Annotated in this window: 15 protein-coding genes and 1 tRNA gene; 10 read left to right on the top strand and 6 right to left on the bottom strand. The window is 69.3% G+C overall.

Translation table 11 applies throughout. The features are described 5' to 3' along the window. Window positions 1–29: 29 nt before the first annotated feature. Both OG456_RS23140 and OG456_RS23135 read right to left on the bottom strand, forming a co-directional pair. Entirely contained in the window at window positions 30–1,649 is a 1,620-nt protein-coding gene (locus OG456_RS23140) for a beta-N-acetylhexosaminidase (RefSeq protein WP_266563998.1), read from the bottom strand. 318 nt (window positions 1,650–1,967) lie between these two features. Continuing rightward, complete coding sequence (locus OG456_RS23135) at window positions 1,968–3,548, bottom strand: metallophosphoesterase family protein (RefSeq protein ID WP_266569395.1); 1,581 nt, start codon at window positions 3,546–3,548, stop codon at window positions 1,968–1,970. Window positions 3,549–3,760: 212 nt separating this feature from the next. Here OG456_RS23135 and OG456_RS23130 point away from each other — a divergent pair, with 212 nt between their 5' ends. Next, the gene (locus tag OG456_RS23130; RefSeq protein WP_100594082.1) at window positions 3,761–4,018 is read left to right on the top strand and encodes a hypothetical protein; all 258 of its coding nucleotides are present in this window, start codon (window positions 3,761–3,763) and stop codon (window positions 4,016–4,018) included. A gap of 16 nt (window positions 4,019–4,034) precedes the next feature. After that, window positions 4,035–5,852 carry a glutamine--fructose-6-phosphate transaminase (isomerizing) gene (gene glmS / locus OG456_RS23125; RefSeq protein ID WP_266563995.1) on the top strand — a complete coding sequence of 606 codons (1,818 nt, stop codon included), beginning with the start codon at window positions 4,035–4,037 and terminating at the stop codon, window positions 5,850–5,852. Window positions 5,853–5,963: 111 nt separating this feature from the next. On the opposite strand, the gene OG456_RS23120 is transcribed toward glmS, so the two are convergent. Together OG456_RS23120 and OG456_RS23115 are read right to left on the bottom strand one after the other, a co-directional pair. Next, window positions 5,964–6,533 carry a GPR1/FUN34/YaaH family transporter gene (locus tag OG456_RS23120; protein ID WP_266563993.1) on the bottom strand — a complete coding sequence of 190 codons (570 nt, stop codon included), beginning with the start codon at window positions 6,531–6,533 and terminating at the stop codon, window positions 5,964–5,966. 148 nt (window positions 6,534–6,681) lie between these two features. Continuing rightward, entirely contained in the window at window positions 6,682–7,206 is a 525-nt protein-coding gene (locus OG456_RS23115; protein ID WP_227294809.1) for a universal stress protein, read from the bottom strand. Window positions 7,207–7,650: 444 nt separating this feature from the next. Here OG456_RS23115 and OG456_RS23110 point away from each other — a divergent pair, with 444 nt between their 5' ends. The 4 genes from OG456_RS23110 (at window position 7,651) to OG456_RS23095 (ending at window position 10,328) form a co-directional block, all read left to right on the top strand. Continuing rightward, entirely contained in the window at window positions 7,651–7,905 is a 255-nt protein-coding gene (locus tag OG456_RS23110; protein WP_266569394.1) for a hypothetical protein, read from the top strand. Window positions 7,906–8,312: 407 nt separating this feature from the next. Beyond that, complete coding sequence (locus OG456_RS23105; RefSeq protein ID WP_266563989.1) at window positions 8,313–9,521, top strand: helix-turn-helix domain-containing protein; 1,209 nt, start codon at window positions 8,313–8,315, stop codon at window positions 9,519–9,521. A gap of 10 nt (window positions 9,522–9,531) precedes the next feature. Continuing rightward, window positions 9,532–10,134 carry an oligoribonuclease gene (gene orn / locus OG456_RS23100; protein WP_100594077.1) on the top strand — a complete coding sequence of 201 codons (603 nt, stop codon included), beginning with the start codon at window positions 9,532–9,534 and terminating at the stop codon, window positions 10,132–10,134. Window positions 10,135–10,255: 121 nt separating this feature from the next. Then, window positions 10,256–10,328: transfer RNA gene (locus OG456_RS23095), tRNA-His, on the top strand. A 101-nt stretch (window positions 10,329–10,429) separates the two neighbouring features. Here the strand turns inward: OG456_RS23095 and OG456_RS23090 are convergent. After that, entirely contained in the window at window positions 10,430–11,476 is a 1,047-nt protein-coding gene (locus OG456_RS23090; RefSeq protein ID WP_266563985.1) for a LacI family DNA-binding transcriptional regulator, read from the bottom strand. Between the two features lie 254 nt (window positions 11,477–11,730). On the opposite strand from OG456_RS23090, the gene OG456_RS23085 reads away from it, so the two are divergent. The 4 genes from OG456_RS23085 (at window position 11,731) to OG456_RS23070 (ending at window position 16,515) form a co-directional block, all read left to right on the top strand. Then, window positions 11,731–13,059 (top strand): ABC transporter substrate-binding protein, encoded by a 1,329-nt coding sequence (locus OG456_RS23085; protein ID WP_266563983.1) that lies wholly within the window; start codon window positions 11,731–11,733, stop codon window positions 13,057–13,059. Further along, window positions 13,056–14,087 (top strand): carbohydrate ABC transporter permease, encoded by a 1,032-nt coding sequence (locus tag OG456_RS23080; RefSeq protein WP_266563980.1) that lies wholly within the window; start codon window positions 13,056–13,058, stop codon window positions 14,085–14,087. Before OG456_RS23085 ends, OG456_RS23080 begins: the two co-directional genes overlap by 4 nt. Beyond that, window positions 14,084–14,986: a carbohydrate ABC transporter permease gene (locus tag OG456_RS23075; protein WP_266563975.1), complete on the top strand. Its 903-nt coding sequence runs from the start codon at window positions 14,084–14,086 to the stop codon at window positions 14,984–14,986. Before OG456_RS23080 ends, OG456_RS23075 begins: the two co-directional genes overlap by 4 nt. A gap of 68 nt (window positions 14,987–15,054) precedes the next feature. Further along, window positions 15,055–16,515: a GH1 family beta-glucosidase gene (locus tag OG456_RS23070; protein WP_266563973.1), complete on the top strand. Its 1,461-nt coding sequence runs from the start codon at window positions 15,055–15,057 to the stop codon at window positions 16,513–16,515. Window positions 16,516–16,868: 353 nt separating this feature from the next. Here the strand turns inward: OG456_RS23070 and OG456_RS23065 are convergent, their stop codons facing one another. Next, on the bottom strand, window positions 16,869–18,350 hold the full coding sequence (locus OG456_RS23065) for a cellulose binding domain-containing protein (protein WP_266563971.1): 1,482 nt from the start codon (window positions 18,348–18,350) through the stop codon (window positions 16,869–16,871). Between the last annotated feature and the right edge of the window lie 16 nt (window positions 18,351–18,366).

Here is an 18,366-nt window from a genome sequence, read left to right as displayed (position 1 = left end):
CGGAGCCCCACTCGCCTGCCTGTCCGCCCTCAGCCCGCGGGCCAGGGCACCTGCGTCGACTTGTAGTAGCCGATGCCGAGCGCGTCCCAGCGCGGAGCCTGCGCCGCGAGCCGCACCTTGTACGTGTTCCAGTCGTGCGTGGCCTGCGGGGACCAGCCCAGTTCGGCGACACCGGGCAGCCTCGGGAAGGCCATGTACTCGACCTGCGCGGAGGTCGACAGGGTCTCCGACCACAGCGGCGCCTCGACCCCCTGGACGGCCGACGCCGGAACGCCCGGAAGGTAGCTGCCCGGGTTCCAGTCGTACGAGCGCTGCACCTCGACGTACCCGGCCCAGGCGAGGCCGAGCGGGGTGTCCTTGTTGTACTTCATGTCGAGGTAGAGACGGTCGGCCGGCGACATGACGATCCCCGTCCCCTTCTGCGCCGCCGCCGCGACCTGCGCCTTCTCGGCCGCGCTGGTCCCGTCGAGACCCCAGTACTGGGCGAGGGCGCCCTTCGCCGGAGTGGCGCCGGTCAGCTGGTGCCAGCCGATCACGGTCTTCCCGTACTTGGCGACGATCGGCTGCACCTTGTCCATGAACGTGACGTAGTCCTCATGGCTGGTCGAGTGCGCCTCGTCGCCGCCGATGTGGAGGTACTTGCCGGGCGTGATGGCGGCGAGCTCACGGATCACGTCGTCGACGAAGTCGTACGTGCGGTCCTTGTTGACGCACAGCGAGCTGAAGCCGACGTTCGTGCCGGTGTAGAGCGGCGGCGCGACACCGTCGCAGTTCAGCTCCGCGTACGAGGCGAGCGCCGCGTTCGTGTGGCCCGGCATGTCGATCTCGGGGATGACCTCCAGATACCGCGAGGCGGCGTACCGGACGATCTCCTTGTACTGGGCCTTGGTGAAGTAACCGCCCTGCCCGCCGCCGACCTGCGTGGACCCGCCGTACGTGGCGAGCTTCGGCCAGGACTCGATGGCGATGCGCCACCCCTGGTCGTCACTCAGGTGCAGATGCAGCTTGTTGACCTTGTACAGGGCGAGTTCGTCGATGTAGCGCTTGACCTTGTCGACCCCGAAGAAGTGCCGGGAGACGTCGAGCATGGCGCCGCGGTAGCCGTACCGGGGGCTGTCCTCGATAGTGCCGCCCGCGACGAGCCACGGCCCGGTCTGCCTGCTGCTCTTCTCCACCTTGGCGGGCAGCTGCTGGCGCAGGGTCTGCACGCCGTGGAAGAGACCGGCGGCCTTGTGGGCGGTGATGGTGACGGAGCCGCGGCCGGACACGAGCCGGTACCCCTCGTCCCCCAAGTCCTTTGCCCTGCCGCTGAGTTCGAGACGGATGCCGTCGTGCCCGCCCTGGCCCGCGAACGGCAGCCGGTAACCGGTGGAGGGCCTGAGCACGCCCGCGAGGTAGTCGGCGATGCGCCGCGCCTCCTTCGAGTCCCGCTCGACGCGGATCCGCGTCTTCGAGGTGATCTCGTACGCCGGTCCGCCCGCGGCCACCGAGGCCGGAGCGGGCACCACCTGGCCCAGCGGGGTCGCGGCGGCGGATCCCGCATCCGGTGACGGGGCGGCGCCGACGGCGGACACCCCCGCGGCCGCGACGAGCAGCAGCGACCCGAACAGCCGGGCGGTCCTGCGGCGCTGCTTCTGTTGCTGTCTCACAAACGGTCCCTTCGACGAGCGACTAGGTCGTGGATCGCGGGGGGTTTTCACATCTGTGCAGCCGAACAGTCACCATGGGTACCGTCCGCCCCATGAGCGGGTCAAGGGTGTAGACCAATTCGCACCGGGGCGGACGGCAGAAACCCTGGTGAACCGGCCGTTCCGTCAGCCGTGTTGGCGGCGCCCGCGGGTGCTGGGCGAGCCGCACCGGGCCGGGGCGCCCACGGACGAGGAGTTCAGCGCGGCGAAGAGTGCCGTGCCGAGGAGGACGCAGCGCAGGGCCCGCCCCTTCCCGAAGGGGCGGGCCCTGCCGTGGCCTCAGCCCCGCCGCACCTTGCGCGCGATGACGAAGCGGTCGATCTCCTCACCGGTCTCCGCGAGGCCCCGCACCGTCAGCTTCGCCGTGCGGCCCGCCGGCGCCGGCTCCACGTCGACGCGCAGGAACGAGTAGTTCGTGTAGCGCACGCGCGACCAGTCGACGGTGATGTTCTTCTTGCTGCCGTCGGGCTGGACGACGAAGGACGTGAAGGGATCGATCTCCTTCTCGTGCCCCTCGTACGTGTCCTCGACCGGGAACGCGTACAGGCTCCGGCCCGCGGCGCCCGCGGTGACGTAGACGATGCCGTCGGTCTCGGGGTACGCCGTGCCGCCGATCGGCAGCTCCTTGGCGACCCGGTCGCCCTTGAGCACGTCGGTGCGCTCGTAGACGTGGTTGTGCCCGTTGATGACCAGGTCGACGGTGTACTTCTCGAACAGCGGCACCCACTCCTTGCGCACGCCGCCCTCGGAGGCGTGGCTCGTGGCGGTGCAGTACGCGCAGTGGTGGAAGAAGACCACGATGAAGTCGATGTCGCGGTCGGCGCGGAACTTCTTCAGCTGGCGCTCGAACCACGAGGTCTGTGTGCCGCCGGACAGGCCGAGGTTGGCCGGGATCTCCCAGGACACGTCGTTGGCGTCGAGCGAGATGACCGCCGTGTTGCCGTGCACGAAGGAGTAGACGCCGGGCAGGTTCTTCGCGTCGGGGCCGTTGTCCGGCAGGGTGAAGCGGGCCTGCTGGCTGCCGTAGCCGTGCGGCGCGTACCAGGCCTCCATGTCGTGGTTGCCGTACGCGACCATCCACGGCACCTGCTTGGCGACGGACTCCGTCTGGGCGAGGAACTGGTCCCAGGTGCGGGCGTCGAACGTGTCGCCGGTCTGGCCCGAACCCGACGGGTCGGCATAGGCGATGTCTCCGGCGTGCAGGTGGAACGCCGGGTTCTGCGCCAGGATCAGGCTGTCGTTGGCCAGCGCGTGATAGCTGACGCCCTGGTCGCCGAAGGCCGTGAAGGTGAACGGCTCGCGGTGCGAGGGCGCCGTCCTGAAGGTGCCGAGCGTGCCGGCCAGGTGCGCGGCCGCCGGGTCGAAGCCGTCGTGGCCGACGCCGTAGTAGTAGGTGGTGCCGGGACGCAGCCGGGTCAGCTGGGCGTGGAGGTAGTACTGGGTGTGGTCGGCACCGGTGCCGACCCCGGCCGGGGTGTAGAGGGACCGGACCTCGGCCTCGATCTTCCGCGACAGGTCCCAGGGGTGGACGCCGACGCGGATGTACGGGTTCTTGACGGCGACCGGGACCTGCCAGGAGACGGTCATCTCGGTACGGGCGTCCGTGCCGTAGGCGAGGTGGCGGGCGAAGGGCGCGACGAGCGCGCCGTCGACCTTCTGGGCGGCGGGCACATGGCCGGGGGTCCGCCCGGTCTGCGTGGGGACGGCGGCGCTCGCGGCGCCCGGCACGAAGGCGCCGCCCGCTATCGCGCCCAGGGTGACGGCGCCGCCGCGCATCATCGTGCGGCGGGAGAACTTGCTGCGCAGGTACTCGTGCTGCTCGGCCAGGCTCCGGTCGGCGAGCTGCTCGGGTACGCCCATACGGGGAATGTCCATGACCCAAAAAGTTGCTCGGGTCACTCATCCCGGCCGGATACGGCATGTGAACGCAACGGGAACAAGCGGCATGGCGCCCTTCAAGCCTTGACCACAGTTGTCCCAAGAACCCCGGCACCCACGCCGGATGACGCACCCCTGCCCGAAATCGGGCAGAATTCTTGCGAACCGTCTCCTCTTCCTCCAGGATCATCCAGGTGCACGACGAACTTGTTGATCATCTGACGCGCAGTTCGCCCCTGAACCGGGGCGAGGCACTGCGGGTGATCCAGGACGTGCTCGCCTACTTCGACGAGACGACCGAGGTGTTCGTCCGTCGCCGCCACCGCGAGCTCCAGGGTCAGGGCCTGGTGAACGCGGAGATCTTCGAACGGATCTCGGCGGACCTGAAGTACCGCGCGGTCGCGCCGCCCGAGCTGTCCCTGCGGCAGCTGCGGCGCATCGTCTACGGCTAGAGGGGATCAGTCACATATGTGCGGAATTGTCGGTTACATCGGTAAGCGTGACGTGGCACCGCTGCTGCTCGAAGGGCTGCAGCGCCTGGAGTACCGCGGCTACGACTCCGCGGGCGTCGTCATCACCAGCCCGAAGGCCAGCGGCCTGAAAATGGTGAAGGCCAAGGGCCGCGTGCGCGACCTGGAGGCCAAGGTGCCCGCCCGCTTCAAGGGCACCACGGGCATCGCCCACACCCGCTGGGCCACCCACGGCGCACCGTCCGACGAGAACGCGCACCCCCACATGTCCGCGGACAACAAGGTCGCCGTCGTCCACAACGGCATCGTCGACAACGCCGGCGACCTGCGCGCCAAGCTGACCGCCGAGGGCGTCACCTTCCTCTCCGAGACGGACACCGAGGTCCTCACCCACCTCATCGCCCGCTCCCCCGCCGAGAAGCTCGAGGACAAGGTCCGCGAGGCGCTCCGGCTGATCGAGGGCACGTACGGCATCGCCGTCCTGCACGCCGACTTCCCCGACCGCATCGTGGTGGCCCGCAACGGCTCCCCGGTCGTCCTCGGCATCGGCGAGAAGGAGATGTTCGTCGCCTCGGACATCGCCGCCCTGGTCACCCACACCCGCCAGATCGTCACCCTCGACGACGGCGAGATGGCCACCCTCAAGGCCGACGACTTCCGCACCTACACGACGGAGGGCACGCGCACGACCGCGTCGCCGACGACCGTCGAGTGGGAGGCCGCCTCGTACGACATGGGCGGCCACGACACGTACATGCACAAGGAGATCTTCGAGCAGCCGGAAGCGGTCGACCGCGTCCTGCGCGGCCGCATCGACGAGCGCTTCTCCGCCGTGCACCTGGGCGGCCTCAACCTCGACGCCCGCGAGGCGCGCAGCGTGCGCCGCGTGAAGATCCTGGGCTGCGGCACCTCGTACCACGCGGGCCTGATCGGCGCGCAGATGATCGAGGAGCTGGCCCGCATCCCCGCGGACGCCGAGCCGGCCTCCGAGTTCCGCTACCGCAACCCGGTCGTCGACCCCGACACCCTCTACATCGCGGTCTCCCAGTCCGGCGAGACGTACGACGTCCTGGCCGCCGTGCAGGAGCTGAAGCGCAAGGGCGCCCGCGTCTTCGGCGTCGTGAACGTCGTCGGCTCGGCCATCGCCCGTGAGTCGGACGCCGGCGTGTACGTCCACGCGGGCCCCGAGGTCTGCGTCGTCTCGACCAAGTGCTTCACCAACACCACGGTCGCCTTCGCGCTCCTCGCCCTCCACCTCGGCCGCATCCGCGACCTGTCCGTCGCCGACGGCAAGCGGATCATCGAGGGCCTGCGCAAGCTCCCCGGCCAGATCACCGAGATCCTGGAGCAGGAAGAGCAGATCAAGAAGATCGCCGAGGAGTACGCCGACGCCCGCTCGATGATGTTCATCGGCCGCGTCCGTGGCTACCCCGTCGCCCGCGAGGCCTCGCTCAAGCTCAAGGAGGTCTCGTACATCCACGCCGAGGCCTATCCCGCCTCCGAGCTGAAGCACGGCCCGCTCGCCCTGATCGAGCCGGCGCTCCCCACGGTCGCGATCGTCCCGGACGACGACCTGCTGGAGAAGAACCGCGCCGCCCTCGAGGAGATCAAGGCCCGTTCCGGCCGCATCCTCGCGGTCGCGCACCAGGAGCAGGAGAAGGCCGACCGCACGATCGTCGTCCCGAAGAACGAGGACGAGCTCGACCCGATCCTCATGGGCATCCCGCTCCAGCTCCTCGCCTACCACACGGCGTTGGCCCTCGGCCGCGACATCGACAAGCCCCGCAACCTGGCGAAGTCCGTCACGGTGGAGTAGTCGGCCCCCGCAGTACGAGTACACAAGAACGGGTCCCTGTGCGCGCCACCAAGCGCACAGGGACCCGTTCCTTCGAGGGGGGCGGGGCGCCCATTCCCCTGCCCCCGGCTGTCAGCCGGTGGCCGTCACCCCCCGGCCGGCAGCACGCCCGGGCAGGGCCGTGGGCAGCCCGCCCAGCGCCGCCGTCGCCGCGTACCAGGCGAGCAGCCCGCCCACCGCGGCGAACCAGCCGCCGACCTTGGCGAGCCCGGCCGTGTCGCCGAACGCGGCCACGGCGAGCAGCAGCAGGGCCACGCACAGCGCCGCGTACGCCCCGCGCACCAGGGTCCCGGAGCCGGACGCCCCGAGGGTCAGGCTCAGCGCGAGCATCGCGAACAGGAGCATGAACAGCCCTTGCGCGTTGGCCGACATGGCGTCGCCGGCCGTGACACCCCAGGTGAACCAGAACGCGCCGAGCGCGGCGAACGCCGTACCCGTCGAGGCGTCACTGGCGCGGTAGGCGAGCAGACCGGCGACGAACAGGGCGATGCCACCGACGTACGTCGCGAGGGATACGGCATTCGCGGCCGTCACACCGTCGATCACTTCGGTATGACCGAGGCCGAAGGCCAACAGGGTGAGTCCCAGGGCGAGATGGCCGAGAGTGGAGGTCGTGCTTCCCGCGGAGACGTCTTTGTCCACGGCGGGCTCCCTTCATGCGGGTGCAGTTGTGCTGCGCGCGGTACTGGGCCCTGCGATGGTCCAGCGACCGGTATGTACCCTTCACAAAGGCACAAAGCACCTCTACGCGCGAGTAGGATTTATCCATCTCGCCTGGGGCCAAAGGGAGTTAAGGGATGACGATGACCGGGCGCCTGGCGCGCCGCGCGAGCCGTCCCGCGACCGAGCCGAAGATCCGGCCGACGATGCCGTGCGTGGAGCCGACGACGATCGCGTCGGCCTCGTACTCCCGGCCCACCTCTTCGAGCTCGTGGCAGATGTCGCCGCCGCGCTCGACCAGGATCCAGGGCACCTCGGACAGATAGTCCGCACAGGCGAGTTCGAGACCGAGCACCTCGGTGCGGTGGTCCGGCACATCCACGAAGACCGGCGGCTCGCAGCCCGCCCACACCGTGGTGGGCAGCCGGTTGGCGACGTGGACGATGATCAGGCCGGAGCCCGAGCGGTATGCCATGCCGATGGCGTAGGCGAGGGCCCGCTCACTGGAGGTCGAGCCGTCGAAGCCGACGACCACTCCGTGCTTGAAGGCGGGATCGCAGGACTGACGTGTTTCTTCCGCCGCCTGGGGCGTCGCCGTGGGATCGGCGACCTGCCGCTTGCGGTCCGCGGGTTCAGGGAATTCGTGACCGGCCATGGGTATCTCGGCGATTAGGTCCTCTGGATCCTCGGCGGATCCTCGGTGGAGGGACGACAGGGAGCGGCGGAGCTGTGTCCGGGAATCATCTTCCCAAGCCCATACCCCCAAGGGTACGGCGACACTCCTCCTCTGCCCAGAGTCGTCTGCCCGGTTAAGCGCACGCTCCGCGGCGTTCAGGGGAGCATGCCCGAGGCCGCGCCCGTATGGCAATGGTTGCTGCCTCGTACAGACGGTTTGGGTACGGTCCGGGAGCCCCCGGTTCGGCCGAGTGACCGGCCGGACCACCACGCGTTGAACGTGCGTACCCACAGCAACAGGGAGTGCGCCGTGCCCGGACCGCCCATCGTGTACCCGCCCGACGCCGCTTCAAGCGAGCGGCGGCCGCCCGAGGGCGCGAACGAGGGCCGGCGGGAGACCACGGAACCGTCCGGCACGGACACGGTGAGCGACGTCGTCCGCTGGGCGGCGTTCAGCTGCGTCCTGGTCCCGGTCGTCCTGGTGGGTTACGGGATCTCGCTGGCCGGGGCGATGGGAGCGGCGCTCGGCCTCGCCGCGGTGACCGGGGCCTGCCGGGCACTTCTGCGGCAGTCCGAGCGGTGCGCGGCGCGGCCAGCTCCGGTACGGTCCTGCGGCCACCGGGGCCGGCGCGGCGGGGCGGTGCCGGGGGCGCGCAGGGGCGGTCGCCGCACGGGGTGATGCGCGCCGGAGGGCTGACTGGTTTCCGCGCACTACCGCGTATATTTTCAGCCAACTTCGCCCGGCCGCGCATTTCTTGCCGTCACCCGCCTTCAACCCCCGTGCCACCAGGCATGAAAGGACCGTAGAAGGCGCTTGCACCCTACGGGGACCGGCCACTGAGTTGAGGCGCACTTCCCTACAACGCCCCTGAGTGCCACGCTTCGTGATCGAATGCTTCACGCCAAGTTGCCATGTCGACAATGTGCCGGATCCCCAACTGGTCACGACGGGACCACCGGACGCAGTAGATTCGATCATGACTGTCCATCGGCGGGGGACTCTGCAGGACCGAGGGGAAACGTGCTGGAGCGACAAGCCCGTCACACTACTAAGGGCGCCGCGACCACCGAGGGGGGCTTAGCGGGATGAGCCACGACTCCACTGCTGCGCCGGAGGCGGCAGCTCGGAAGCTTTCCGGGCGACGCCGCCGGGAAATAGTCGCGGTGCTGCTGTTCAGCGGCGGACCCATCTTCGAAAGTTCCATTCCGCTCTCCGTGTTCGGCATCGACCGCCAGGACGCCGGGGTTCCGCGTTACCGGCTGCTGGTGTCCGCCGGTGAGGAGGGCCCGCTGCGCACGACGGGCGGCCTCGAACTCACCGCGCCCCACGGGCTCGACGCGATCTCGCGGGCGGGCACCGTCGTCGTGCCCGCGTGGCGGTCGATCACCTCGCCGCCCCCGGAGGAGGCCCTCGACGCGCTGCGCCGCGCGCACGAGGAAGGCGCGCGCATCGTCGGCCTCTGCACCGGCGCCTTCGTCCTCGCCGCGGCCGGCCTGCTCGACGGCCGCCCGGCGACCACCCACTGGATGTACGCGCCGACGCTGGCCAAGCGCTACCCATCGGTCCACGTGGACCCGCGCGAGCTCTTCGTGGACGACGGTGACGTCCTGACGAGCGCCGGGACCGCGGCCGGTATCGACCTGTGTCTGCACATCGTGCGCACGGACCACGGCAACGAGGCGGCCGGAGCGCTCGCCCGCAGACTCGTGGTCCCGCCGCGCCGCAGCGGCGGCCAGGAGCGCTACCTCGACAGGTCTTTACCTGAGGAGATCGGTGCCGACCCGCTGGCCGAGGTCGTCGCCTGGGCGCTGGAGCACCTCCACGAGCAGTTCGACGTGGAGACCCTCGCCGCGCGCGCCTACATGAGCCGCCGCACCTTCGACCGCCGGTTCCGCTCCCTGACCGGGAGCGCTCCCCTGCAGTGGCTGATCACCCAGCGGGTGCTGCAGGCCCAGCGGCTCCTGGAGACCTCCGACTACTCGGTCGACGAGGTCGCCGGGCGCTGCGGCTTCCGGTCGCCGGTCGCCCTGCGCGGGCACTTCCGGCGCCAGCTCGGCTCGTCCCCGGCCGCGTACCGCGCGGCCTACCGGGCGCGCCGGCCGCAGCCGGAGAAGCCGGTGGAGATCGCGGCGCCGGGACCGGAGACCCCGGTCCCGGCCCAGTCACGGCGCACCGCGGCGGCCGGAACCTACCCCGGACCCACCGCCTCACTGCCGACAGATCCGGGCAAACCGAGCTCGGATGCGTATGCGGCGGGGCGCGCGAGTCTGCCCGGGCAGAGGAGTGCGCCGTAGGGTAAGGCGCATGAACGATCGCATGGTGTGGATCGACTGCGAGATGACCGGGCTCTCGCTGGCGAATGACGCGCTCATCGAGGTGGCCGCACTGGTCACCGACTCTGAGCTGAACGTACTCGGCGACGGCGTGGACATCGTGATCCGCCCGCCGGCCGAGGCCCTGGAGACCATGCCCGAGGTGGTGCGGCAGATGCACACCGCCTCGGGCCTCCTCGACGAACTCGCGGGCGGCACGACGCTCGCCGACGCCGAGGAGCAGGTCCTCGCGTACGTACGCGAGCACGTCAAGGAACCGGGCAAGGCGCCCCTGTGCGGGAACTCGGTCGGCACCGACCGCGGATTCCTGCTGCGGGACATGCCGACGCTGGAGGACTACCTCCACTACCGGATCGTCGATGTGTCCTCGGTCAAGGAACTGGCGCGCCGCTGGTACCCGAGGGCGTACTTCAACAGTCCGGACAAGAACGGCAACCACCGCGCGCTCGCCGACATCCGCGACTCCATCGTCGAGCTGCGCTACTACCGCGAGGCGGTCTTCGTCCCGCAGCCGGGACCGGACTCCGACACCGCGAAGAAGATCGCGGCCAAGCACGCGCTGCCTGCGGAATAGCGCCTCGCACCGCATTTCCGACCCCTGTGTACGGGGTCCGGAAAAGGGGTGCGCGAGCACCCCTTCGGACCCTGTACACTTTTTCTCGGCCGGTCGGAAGAACGACATACGACCGGACATGGTGGGTGTAGCTCAGTTGGTAGAGCACCTGGTTGTGGTCCAGGTGGCCGCGGGTTCAAGTCCCGTCACTCACCCTGAATGATCAAGGCCCCGGTTCGAAAGAACCGGGGCCTTGATCGTTGTGGCGCCCCGCGCCACCCAGGACGACACACACGCCTGAGGCCGACGCGCCCCCTCAGGACGAAGCGCGCTGCACCAGTTCGTTCGGAAGGACAAGCTGGCGGCCGTCGAGTGTGCGGGACGCGGCCGGGCGCCGGTCGGCGATCTCGGCGAGCAGCAGGTCGATCATGGCGCGGCCCATCTCCTCGATCGGCTGGCGAACGCTGGTCAGGGGCGGGTCCATGTGCCGGGCGATCGCCGAGTCGTCGTAGCCGACCAGGGCGACGTCGTCGGGGAGACGGCGGCCCGCCTCGCGCAGCACCTGGCGGGCGCCGGCAGCCATGACGTCCGACCCGGCGAACACCGCGTCCACCTCGGGGCAGCGCTCCAGGAGCTCGGCCATCGCGCGCCGGCCGCCCTCCTCCGTGAAGTCCCCCGGCACGATGAGCCGCTCGTCCACCTCACGGCCGGCCGCCTCGACGGCGGCGCGGTAGCCGTCGACGCGGCGCTGGGCGCCGTACACGTCGAGCCGGCCGGTGATCGTGGCGATACGGGTGCGGCCGCGGCCCAGGAGGTGCTCGACGGCCGAGTACGCGCCCGCGAAGTTGTCGGAGTCCACCGAGGGCAGCGTCTCGGCGGCGGAGCGACGGCCGCTGATGACGGCGGGGATCTCCAGCTGACTGAGCAGATCGGGGAGCGGGTCGTCGGCATGGACGGACACCAGCAGGACTCCGTCGACACGGTGCGCCGCGAGGTACTGGGCGAGGCGCTGCCGCTCCCGGTCGTTGCCCGCGAAGATCAGCAGGAGCTGCATCTCGGTCTCGGCGAGCTCGGCACCGACGCCGCGCAGCATGTCGGAGAAGTAGGGCTCCGCGAAGAAACGTGTCTCCGGTTCGGGCACGACGAGGGCGATGGCGTCGGTGCGGTTGGCGGCGAGGGCGCGGGCCGCCGTGTTCGGCACATAGCCGAGCTCGGCGACGGCGGCCTCGACCGTGGCGCGGGTCGCGTCGCTCACCCGGGGCGAGCCGTTGATCACCCGGGAGACCGTGCCCCGGCCCACGCCCGCCCGGGCCGCGACCTCCTCAAGGGTCGGACGCCTGCCGTGAGTGCCGCGAGCCGCCATGACTCCCACCTCCCCAAGTCTCACGCGGAATCTAACAGCCCGATAACCGCACCAAGTTGCCGCTGCCCGGCATCTTGACACCCCCGGGCCGAGCGACGACTCTTCAACACATCACCTATGGGAGCGCTCCCACTCTACTGGGCGTATACAGAAGCCGCACGTTCCCCGCCCGAGCCGCACGTGAAGAAACGGGCGTAGCAAGGCAGTTGGCCGGGGTTGGCACTTCAGAGCAAGTGAGTACTTTGGAGGACACAATGCGCACGACTGCCCGCACGTCCCGACGCGCGATGACCTTCGCGGTCGTCGCCGCCCTGGCCACAGGGCTGCTCGCCGGATGCGCGACCGATGACAACTCAGGATCCGACGGCGGTTCGAGCGGCGGTGCCGGCAACAAGGGCGGCACCACCCTCACGATCGGCACGTTCGGCGTCTTCGGCTACAAGCAGGCCGGGCTCTACGACGAGTACATGAAGCTGCACCCGGGCGTGACGATCAAGGAGAACGTCACCACCCGCACCGACGTCTACTGGCCGAAGACGCTCACCCGGCTGCAGGCCGGATCCGGCACGGACGACATCCAGGCGATCGAGGTCGGCAACATCACCGAGGCCGTCCAGACGCAGGCCGACAAGTTCCTCGACCTCGGCAAGGAGGTCGACAAGTCGCAGTGGCTGGACTGGAAGAACGCCCAGGCCACCACCAAGGACGGCAAGCTCATCGGGCTCGGCACGGACGTCGGCCCGATGGCGATCTGCTACCGCAAGGACCTGTTCGAGAAGGCCGGCCTGGAGACCGACCGCACCAAGCTCGCCGCGCAGTGGAAGGGCGACTGGAGCAAGTACGTCGACCTCGGCAAGCAGTACATGAAGAAGGCGCCGGGCAAGACCAAGTACGTGGACTCCGCGTCCTCCGTGTACAACGCGGCGCTCGGCGGCGAGAAGCAGCGGTACTACGACAAGGACGGCAGCGTCATCTGGGACAAGTCCACGGGGGTGAAGAAGTCCTGGAACGCCGCCATGGAGGTGGCGACCAGCAACATGTCGGCCAAGCTGAAGCAGTTCGACCAGACCTGGAACCAGGGCTTCGCCAACGGCACCTTCGCCACGGTGGCCTGCCCCGCGTGGATGCTCGGCTACATCCAGGAGAAGTCCGGTGACGCCGGCAAGGGCAAGTGGGACGTGGCGGCCGCGCCGACCGCGGCCAACTGGGGCGGCTCGTTCATCGGTGTGCCGACGGCGAGCAAGCACCAGAAGGAGGCCATCGCCCTGGCGAAGTGGCTGACCGCGCCCGCGCAGCAGGCGAAGGTGTTCGCCAAGCAGGCCAGCTTCCCGTCGACACCTTCGGCGTACGCCGGACTGAAGCCGCAGGCCGCGACGACCACGTTCTTCTCCGACGCGCCCCTGACGCAGATCTTCTCCGACTCGGCGAAGACCATCCCGGTCCAGGTCTTCGGCATCAAGGACCAGCCGATCGGCACGGCGATCACCGACACCGGCATCCTCCAGGTCGAGCAGAAGGGCAAGTCGCCCGCGCAGGGCTGGGACGCGGCCACCAAGGAAGTCAAGGACGTGCTCGACCAGTGACCAGCTCCGACGAGGCTCTCGCGCAGTCCGCGACGAGCGCCGACACCGCGCCCGGCTCCCAGGAGCCGGGCGCGGCCCGGGGCGCTCAGGGTCGCGGTACGGCGCCGACGGGCGCCGGCACCTGGCGCAGCCGGCTGTACCGCTGGGACATGAAGGCGTCCCCGTACGCGTTCATCTCCCCCTTCTTCATCATCTTCGGCGCCTTCTCACTGGTGCCGCTGCTCTACACCGCCTGGTACTCGCTGCACCATGTGCAGCTGTCGAACCTGGACGGCCAGACCTGGGCGGGCCTGGACAACTACACGAACCTCTTCCAGTCGGACTTCTTCTGGAACGCGCTGAAGAACACGTTCACCATCGGCGTGATCTCGACCGTGCCGCAGCTGATCGCGGCGATCTGGCTCGCGCACATGCTCAACTACCGGCTGCGCGGCTCCACCGTGTGGCGCGTCGTCATGCTCACCCCGTACGCCACCTCGGTGGCCGCGGCGACGCTCGTCTTCGTGCTGCTCTTCTCGCCCGACACCGGCATGATCAACTGGGCGCTCGACCTCGTCGGCATCGACCCGGTCAACTGGCGTGAATCCGACTGGGGTTCGCAAGCAGCGGTCTCCTCGATCGTGATCTGGCGGTGGACCGGATACAACGCGCTGATCTATCTGGCGGCGATGCAGGCCATCCCGGCCGACCTGTACGAGTCGGCTGCCCTGGACGGCGCGAACCGCTGGCAGCAGTTCCGGCACGTGACCATTCCGATGCTGCGTCCGACGATCCTGTTCACGGTGGTCGTCTCCACGATCGGCGCGACCCAACTCTTCGGCGAGCCCCTGTTGTTCGGCGGGGTCAGCGGCACCAAGGGCGGGTCCGAGCACCAGTACCAGACGCTCGGCCTGTACATGTACGACCAGGGCTGGATCGTCGGCAACCTCGGCAAGGCGTCCGCGATCGCCTGGTCGATGTTCCTGATCCTGCTCATCGTGGCCGCGGTCAACCTGCTGATCACCCGACGGCTGAGGAAAACCCAATGACCACCATCACCGACGCGACACCGCCTCAGGTCGCGCAGGACGCCGAACCGCCGCGTCGGCGGCGGATCCTGGGCGCGGGCAAGCAGCTGCACGCGGGTCCGGTCACGTACCTCGTGCTGATCCTGTTCGCCGTGATCTCGCTCGCCCCGCTTCTGTGGACGGCGGTCGCGGCCTCACGCACCAACACCCGCCTCGCGCAGACACCGCCCCCCTTCTGGTTCGGCGGAAACCTGTTCAAGAACCTGGAGACCGCCTGGAACCAGGCCGGCATGGGCACCGCGATGTGGAACACCATCCTCGTGGCGGCGACCATCACCGTCGGCACGGTGCTGTTCTCCACGCTCGCCGGTTTCGCCTTCGCCAAACTCCGCTTCCGGTTCTCGACCACGCTGCTGCTGATAACCATCGGCACGATGATGATTCCGCCCCAACTCGCGGTGGTCCCGCTGTACTTGTGGATGACGGACCTGGGCTGGGCGAACCATCTCCAGACGGTCATCCTGCCGACCCTGGTCAGCGCTTTCGGTACGTTCTTCATGCGCCAGTACCTGGTCCAGGCGCTGCCCACCGAACTCATAGAGGCCGCCCGGGTCGACGGGGCGAGCAGCCTGCGGGTCGTCTGGCACGTGGTCTTCCCGGCCGCGCGACCGGCGATGGCGGTGCTCGGGCTGCTGACGTTCGTGATGGCGTGGAACGACTTCCTGTGGCCGATCATCGCGCTCAACGGGGAGAACCCGACGGTCCAGGTGGCCCTCAACCAACTGGGCACCGGCTACATCCCCGACGACTCGGTGATCATGGCCGGAGCCCTGCTCGGCACGCTGCCGCTGCTGATCGCGTTCCTGCTGTTCGGCAAGCAGATCGTGGGCGGCATCATGCAGGGCGCGGTAAAGGGCTGACGTTTTTTCTGGGGGCCGCCGCAAGCGGCGGCCCCACCCCACAACTTCCTACCGATGGGAGCGCTTCCATGCCTAAGCCCATTACCCAGACACCCACAACAGATCCCACTCCCACATCCACCGCCGCCCCCACCTTCCCGCCGAGCTTCCTCTGGGGAGCGGCGACATCGGCGTACCAGATCGAGGGGGCGGTGCGGGAGGACGGCAGGACGCCGTCGATCTGGGACACGTTCAGCCATACGCCGGGCAGGACGGCGGGCGGTGACACGGGCGACATGGCGGTGGACCACTACCACCGCTACCGGGACGACGTGGCGCTCATGAAGGACCTGGACCTGGGCACGTACCGCTTCTCGGTCTCGTGGCCGAGGGTGCAGCCCACGGGCCGCGGCCCGGCGGTCCAGCGGGGCCTGGACTTCTACCGGCGTCTGACGGACGAACTCCTCGCCCAGGGCATCAAGCCGGCCCTGACGCTCTACCACTGGGATCTGCCGCAGGAACTGGAGGACGCGGGCGGCTGGCCGGCACGCGACACGGCGTACCGTTTCGCGGAGTACGCGGGCATGGTCGGCGAGGCGCTGGGCGACCGGGTGGACCTCTGGATCACGCTCAACGAGCCCTGGTGCAGTGCGTTCCTGGGCTACGGCTCGGGTGTGCACGCGCCAGGCAGGACAGAACCGGCGGCAACGCTCCGAGCGGCCCACCACCTCAACCTGGCACACGGCCTGGCAACACAGGCACTACGCCAAACACTGCCACCCCGAGCAGAGGTGGCAGTAAGCCTCAACTCCTCCACGGTCAGGCCCCTTTCACCCGACAGCCCCGCCGACAACGACGCCCGCCGGCGCATCGACAACCTGGCCAACGGCGTGTTCCACGGCCCGATGCTGCACGGGGAGTACCCGGCGGACCTGATCACGGACACCGCGGGCATCACGGACTGGTCCTTCATCCACGCCACCGACCTGGCGGCGATCCACCAGCCACTGGACGCGCTGGGCCTGAACTACTACACGCCGTCGTTGGTCTCCTCGGCCCCGTCGGCCCCCACGACCCGGTCCGACGGCCACGGCGCGAGCGACCACTCCCCCTGGCCAGGAGCGGACGACGTCGCCTTCCACCAGTCCCCGGGTGAGCGCACGGAGATGGGCTGGACCATCGACCCGACGGGCCTGCACGACCTGATCATGCGCTACACCAGGGAGGCGCCGGGCCTGCCGCTGTACATCACGGAGAACGGCGCGGCGTACGACGACAAGCCGGACCCGGAAGGCCGGGTCCACGACCCGGAGCGCATCGCGTACCTCCACGGCCACCTGTCCGCCGTACACCGCGCGATCAAGGACGGCGCGGACGTCCGCGGCTACTACCTCTGGTCGCTGATGGACAACTTCGAGTGGGCGTACGGCTACGAGAAGCGTTTCGGGGCCGTCTACGTGGACTACGCGACCCAGAAACGTACGCCGAAGTCGAGCGCGCACTGGTACGCACAAGCGTCCCGCACCAACCAACTCCCGCCGGCGAACTAGCAGCGCCCACCCGCGATCAGCCGCGTACGAGACGGGAGGGGACGCGGGGGCATGTGCGCGCATAGCCACCAGCACCGCATCCAGGCAACTGACTCGCTGACGAGCACCCGTAGAACAGCGAGCGCGTACATGCCCCGCGGCCCCGCACCCGACAACAAACCCGGCGAAACGGCGGCGCACCCAAAAAGCGAGCGCACCCAAAAAGCGAGCGCACCCAAAAAGCGAGCGCACCCAAAAAGCGAGCGCACCAGAGCGGCGGCACCCCCAGAACGAACCGGAACACAAAAGCGCGCCCCGGCCGAGTGGGGGATTCGGATCCGGCCGGGGCGCGCGGCTTCCCGTGGGGGGGAGGGCTACTTGAAGGAGGCGAAGGCCTTCTGGAAGACGTCGGCCGACTGCTCGATCGAGGAACAGGTCGGCTGGGCCGAGTTCGACGCCCCGCCCTCACACGCCTTGTCGCGCGTGGCGGACCACATCGACAGACCGCCCAGTCCCTTCTCCTTGGCGAAGGCGACCAGCTGAGTGGCGTCGTCGACCTTGAAGACCTCGGACGAGACGTCGTTGACGCCGATCATCGGGGTGATCGCGACGGCCTTCCAGGCAGCGGCGTCGGACAGCCCCAGCGCGCTCTTGATCTGCGCCTGCGTGGCAGTGGCGGCCTGCTCGGCGTACGTACCCATGTCGCCGCTGTAAGAGGCGCCGTAGTCCATGGCCATGATGTTGACGAGGTCGGTCGAAACGCCGTTGGACTTGGCGTTCTTCAGGAAGTTCACGCCGTCGGACGTGAGGCCTTCGGGCATCACCGGGAGCGTGAAGGAGACGTTCAGTTCCGGGTTGTTCTTCTGCAGGGTGGCGATGGCCTGGGCACGCTTGGTGTTGGCGGCGGTGTCCGGCAGGGCGCCACCCTCGACGTCGAAGTCGACCTTGGTGAGCTTGAACTGGCCGATGACCTTCTGGTACGCCGCCGCGAGGTCGGAGGCCGAGGAACAGGCCTGCGCCAGCTCGGTACCGGACGCGCCACCGAACGAGACCCGCACATCGCCGCCGGCGGCCCTCAAGTCGCCGATCTGGGCGGCGACTTCGTCACTGCCCAGGTCGGTCACGCCGCCCCACTTCGGGGTGCAGGAGCCGCCGGAGGTGATGAAGGCGAGGTTGAACTCCTTGACGCCGGTGGCCTTGGAGGAGGCGACCAGGTCGAACTTCGGGTAGAGCGACGTGTCGACGTACGGGGCGAAGCCGGCCGCGGCGGCGGAGCCCGAACCGGTGCCCGAGGACGAGGACGGCGACGGGCTCGCCGTCGACGTGGCGGTCTCGGTGGGCTCGGCGGTGGCCGAAGCGGAGGCGCTGGCACTCGGGGCGGGAGTCGCGGACTCCGTGGGGCGTCCGCTGGGCTCAGGCGTGCCCCCTGCGTCCACGGAGCACTTGGCGCCGTTGATGAGACACCCGGCCGGATCGGCGTCGCCGGTGACAACGAACCCGACGGTCACGGACTTCCCGGCGGCGATGCCTTCCTTGTCCCAGGAGGCGGGCGTCACGGTGACATGCGAGCCGGACACGGACGACTCGGCGTTCCACAGGGAGCCGAGCTTGGTGCCGGACGGCAGGTCGAACTCGAGCTTCCAGTCCGACTGGGCCTTGTCCGAGTCGTTCTTGACGACGTACTGGGCGGTGTAACCGCCGGACCACTCACTGGTCTTGGTGTACGCGGCGCCGACCCCCGCGGCCTGCGCCGTACCGGAGAACAGGAAGGCGCCGCCGCCCACGACGGCCGCGGCGACGAGCCCGCCTATCGCCTTGTTCCTGCCGCTGACCCTGCGCCGGTGCGTGCTGCTCATCGCGTGCCTGCCTTAG

Source organism: Streptomyces sp. NBC_01446 (genome assembly GCF_026340095.1).
Taxonomy (GTDB): Bacteria; Actinomycetota; Actinomycetes; order Streptomycetales; family Streptomycetaceae; genus Streptomyces; species Streptomyces aureus.
This window is presented reverse-complemented; position numbering and strand designations above follow the sequence as displayed.

What these genes read in the sequence shown, in the direction of transcription:
- OG456_RS23135 (WP_266569395.1), bottom strand. Translation starts at nt 3,548, where the DNA reads ATGGGCGTACCCGAGCAGCTCGCCGACCGGAGCCTGGCCGAGCAGCAC.
- glmS (WP_266563995.1), top strand. Translation starts at nt 4,035, where the DNA reads ATGTGCGGAATTGTCGGTTACATCGGTAAGCGTGACGTGGCACCGCTG.
- OG456_RS23115 (WP_227294809.1), bottom strand. Translation starts at nt 7,206, where the DNA reads ATGGCCGGTCACGAATTCCCTGAACCCGCGGACCGCAAGCGGCAGGTC.
- OG456_RS23105 (WP_266563989.1), top strand. Translation starts at nt 8,313, where the DNA reads ATGAGCCACGACTCCACTGCTGCGCCGGAGGCGGCAGCTCGGAAGCTT.
- orn (WP_100594077.1), top strand. Translation starts at nt 9,532, where the DNA reads ATGAACGATCGCATGGTGTGGATCGACTGCGAGATGACCGGGCTCTCG.
- OG456_RS23090 (WP_266563985.1), bottom strand. Translation starts at nt 11,476, where the DNA reads ATGGCGGCTCGCGGCACTCACGGCAGGCGTCCGACCCTTGAGGAGGTC.
- OG456_RS23085 (WP_266563983.1), top strand. Translation starts at nt 11,731, where the DNA reads ATGCGCACGACTGCCCGCACGTCCCGACGCGCGATGACCTTCGCGGTC.
- OG456_RS23075 (WP_266563975.1), top strand. Translation starts at nt 14,084, where the DNA reads ATGACCACCATCACCGACGCGACACCGCCTCAGGTCGCGCAGGACGCC.
- OG456_RS23070 (WP_266563973.1), top strand. Translation starts at nt 15,055, where the DNA reads ATGCCTAAGCCCATTACCCAGACACCCACAACAGATCCCACTCCCACA.
- OG456_RS23065 (WP_266563971.1), bottom strand. Translation starts at nt 18,350, where the DNA reads ATGAGCAGCACGCACCGGCGCAGGGTCAGCGGCAGGAACAAGGCGATA.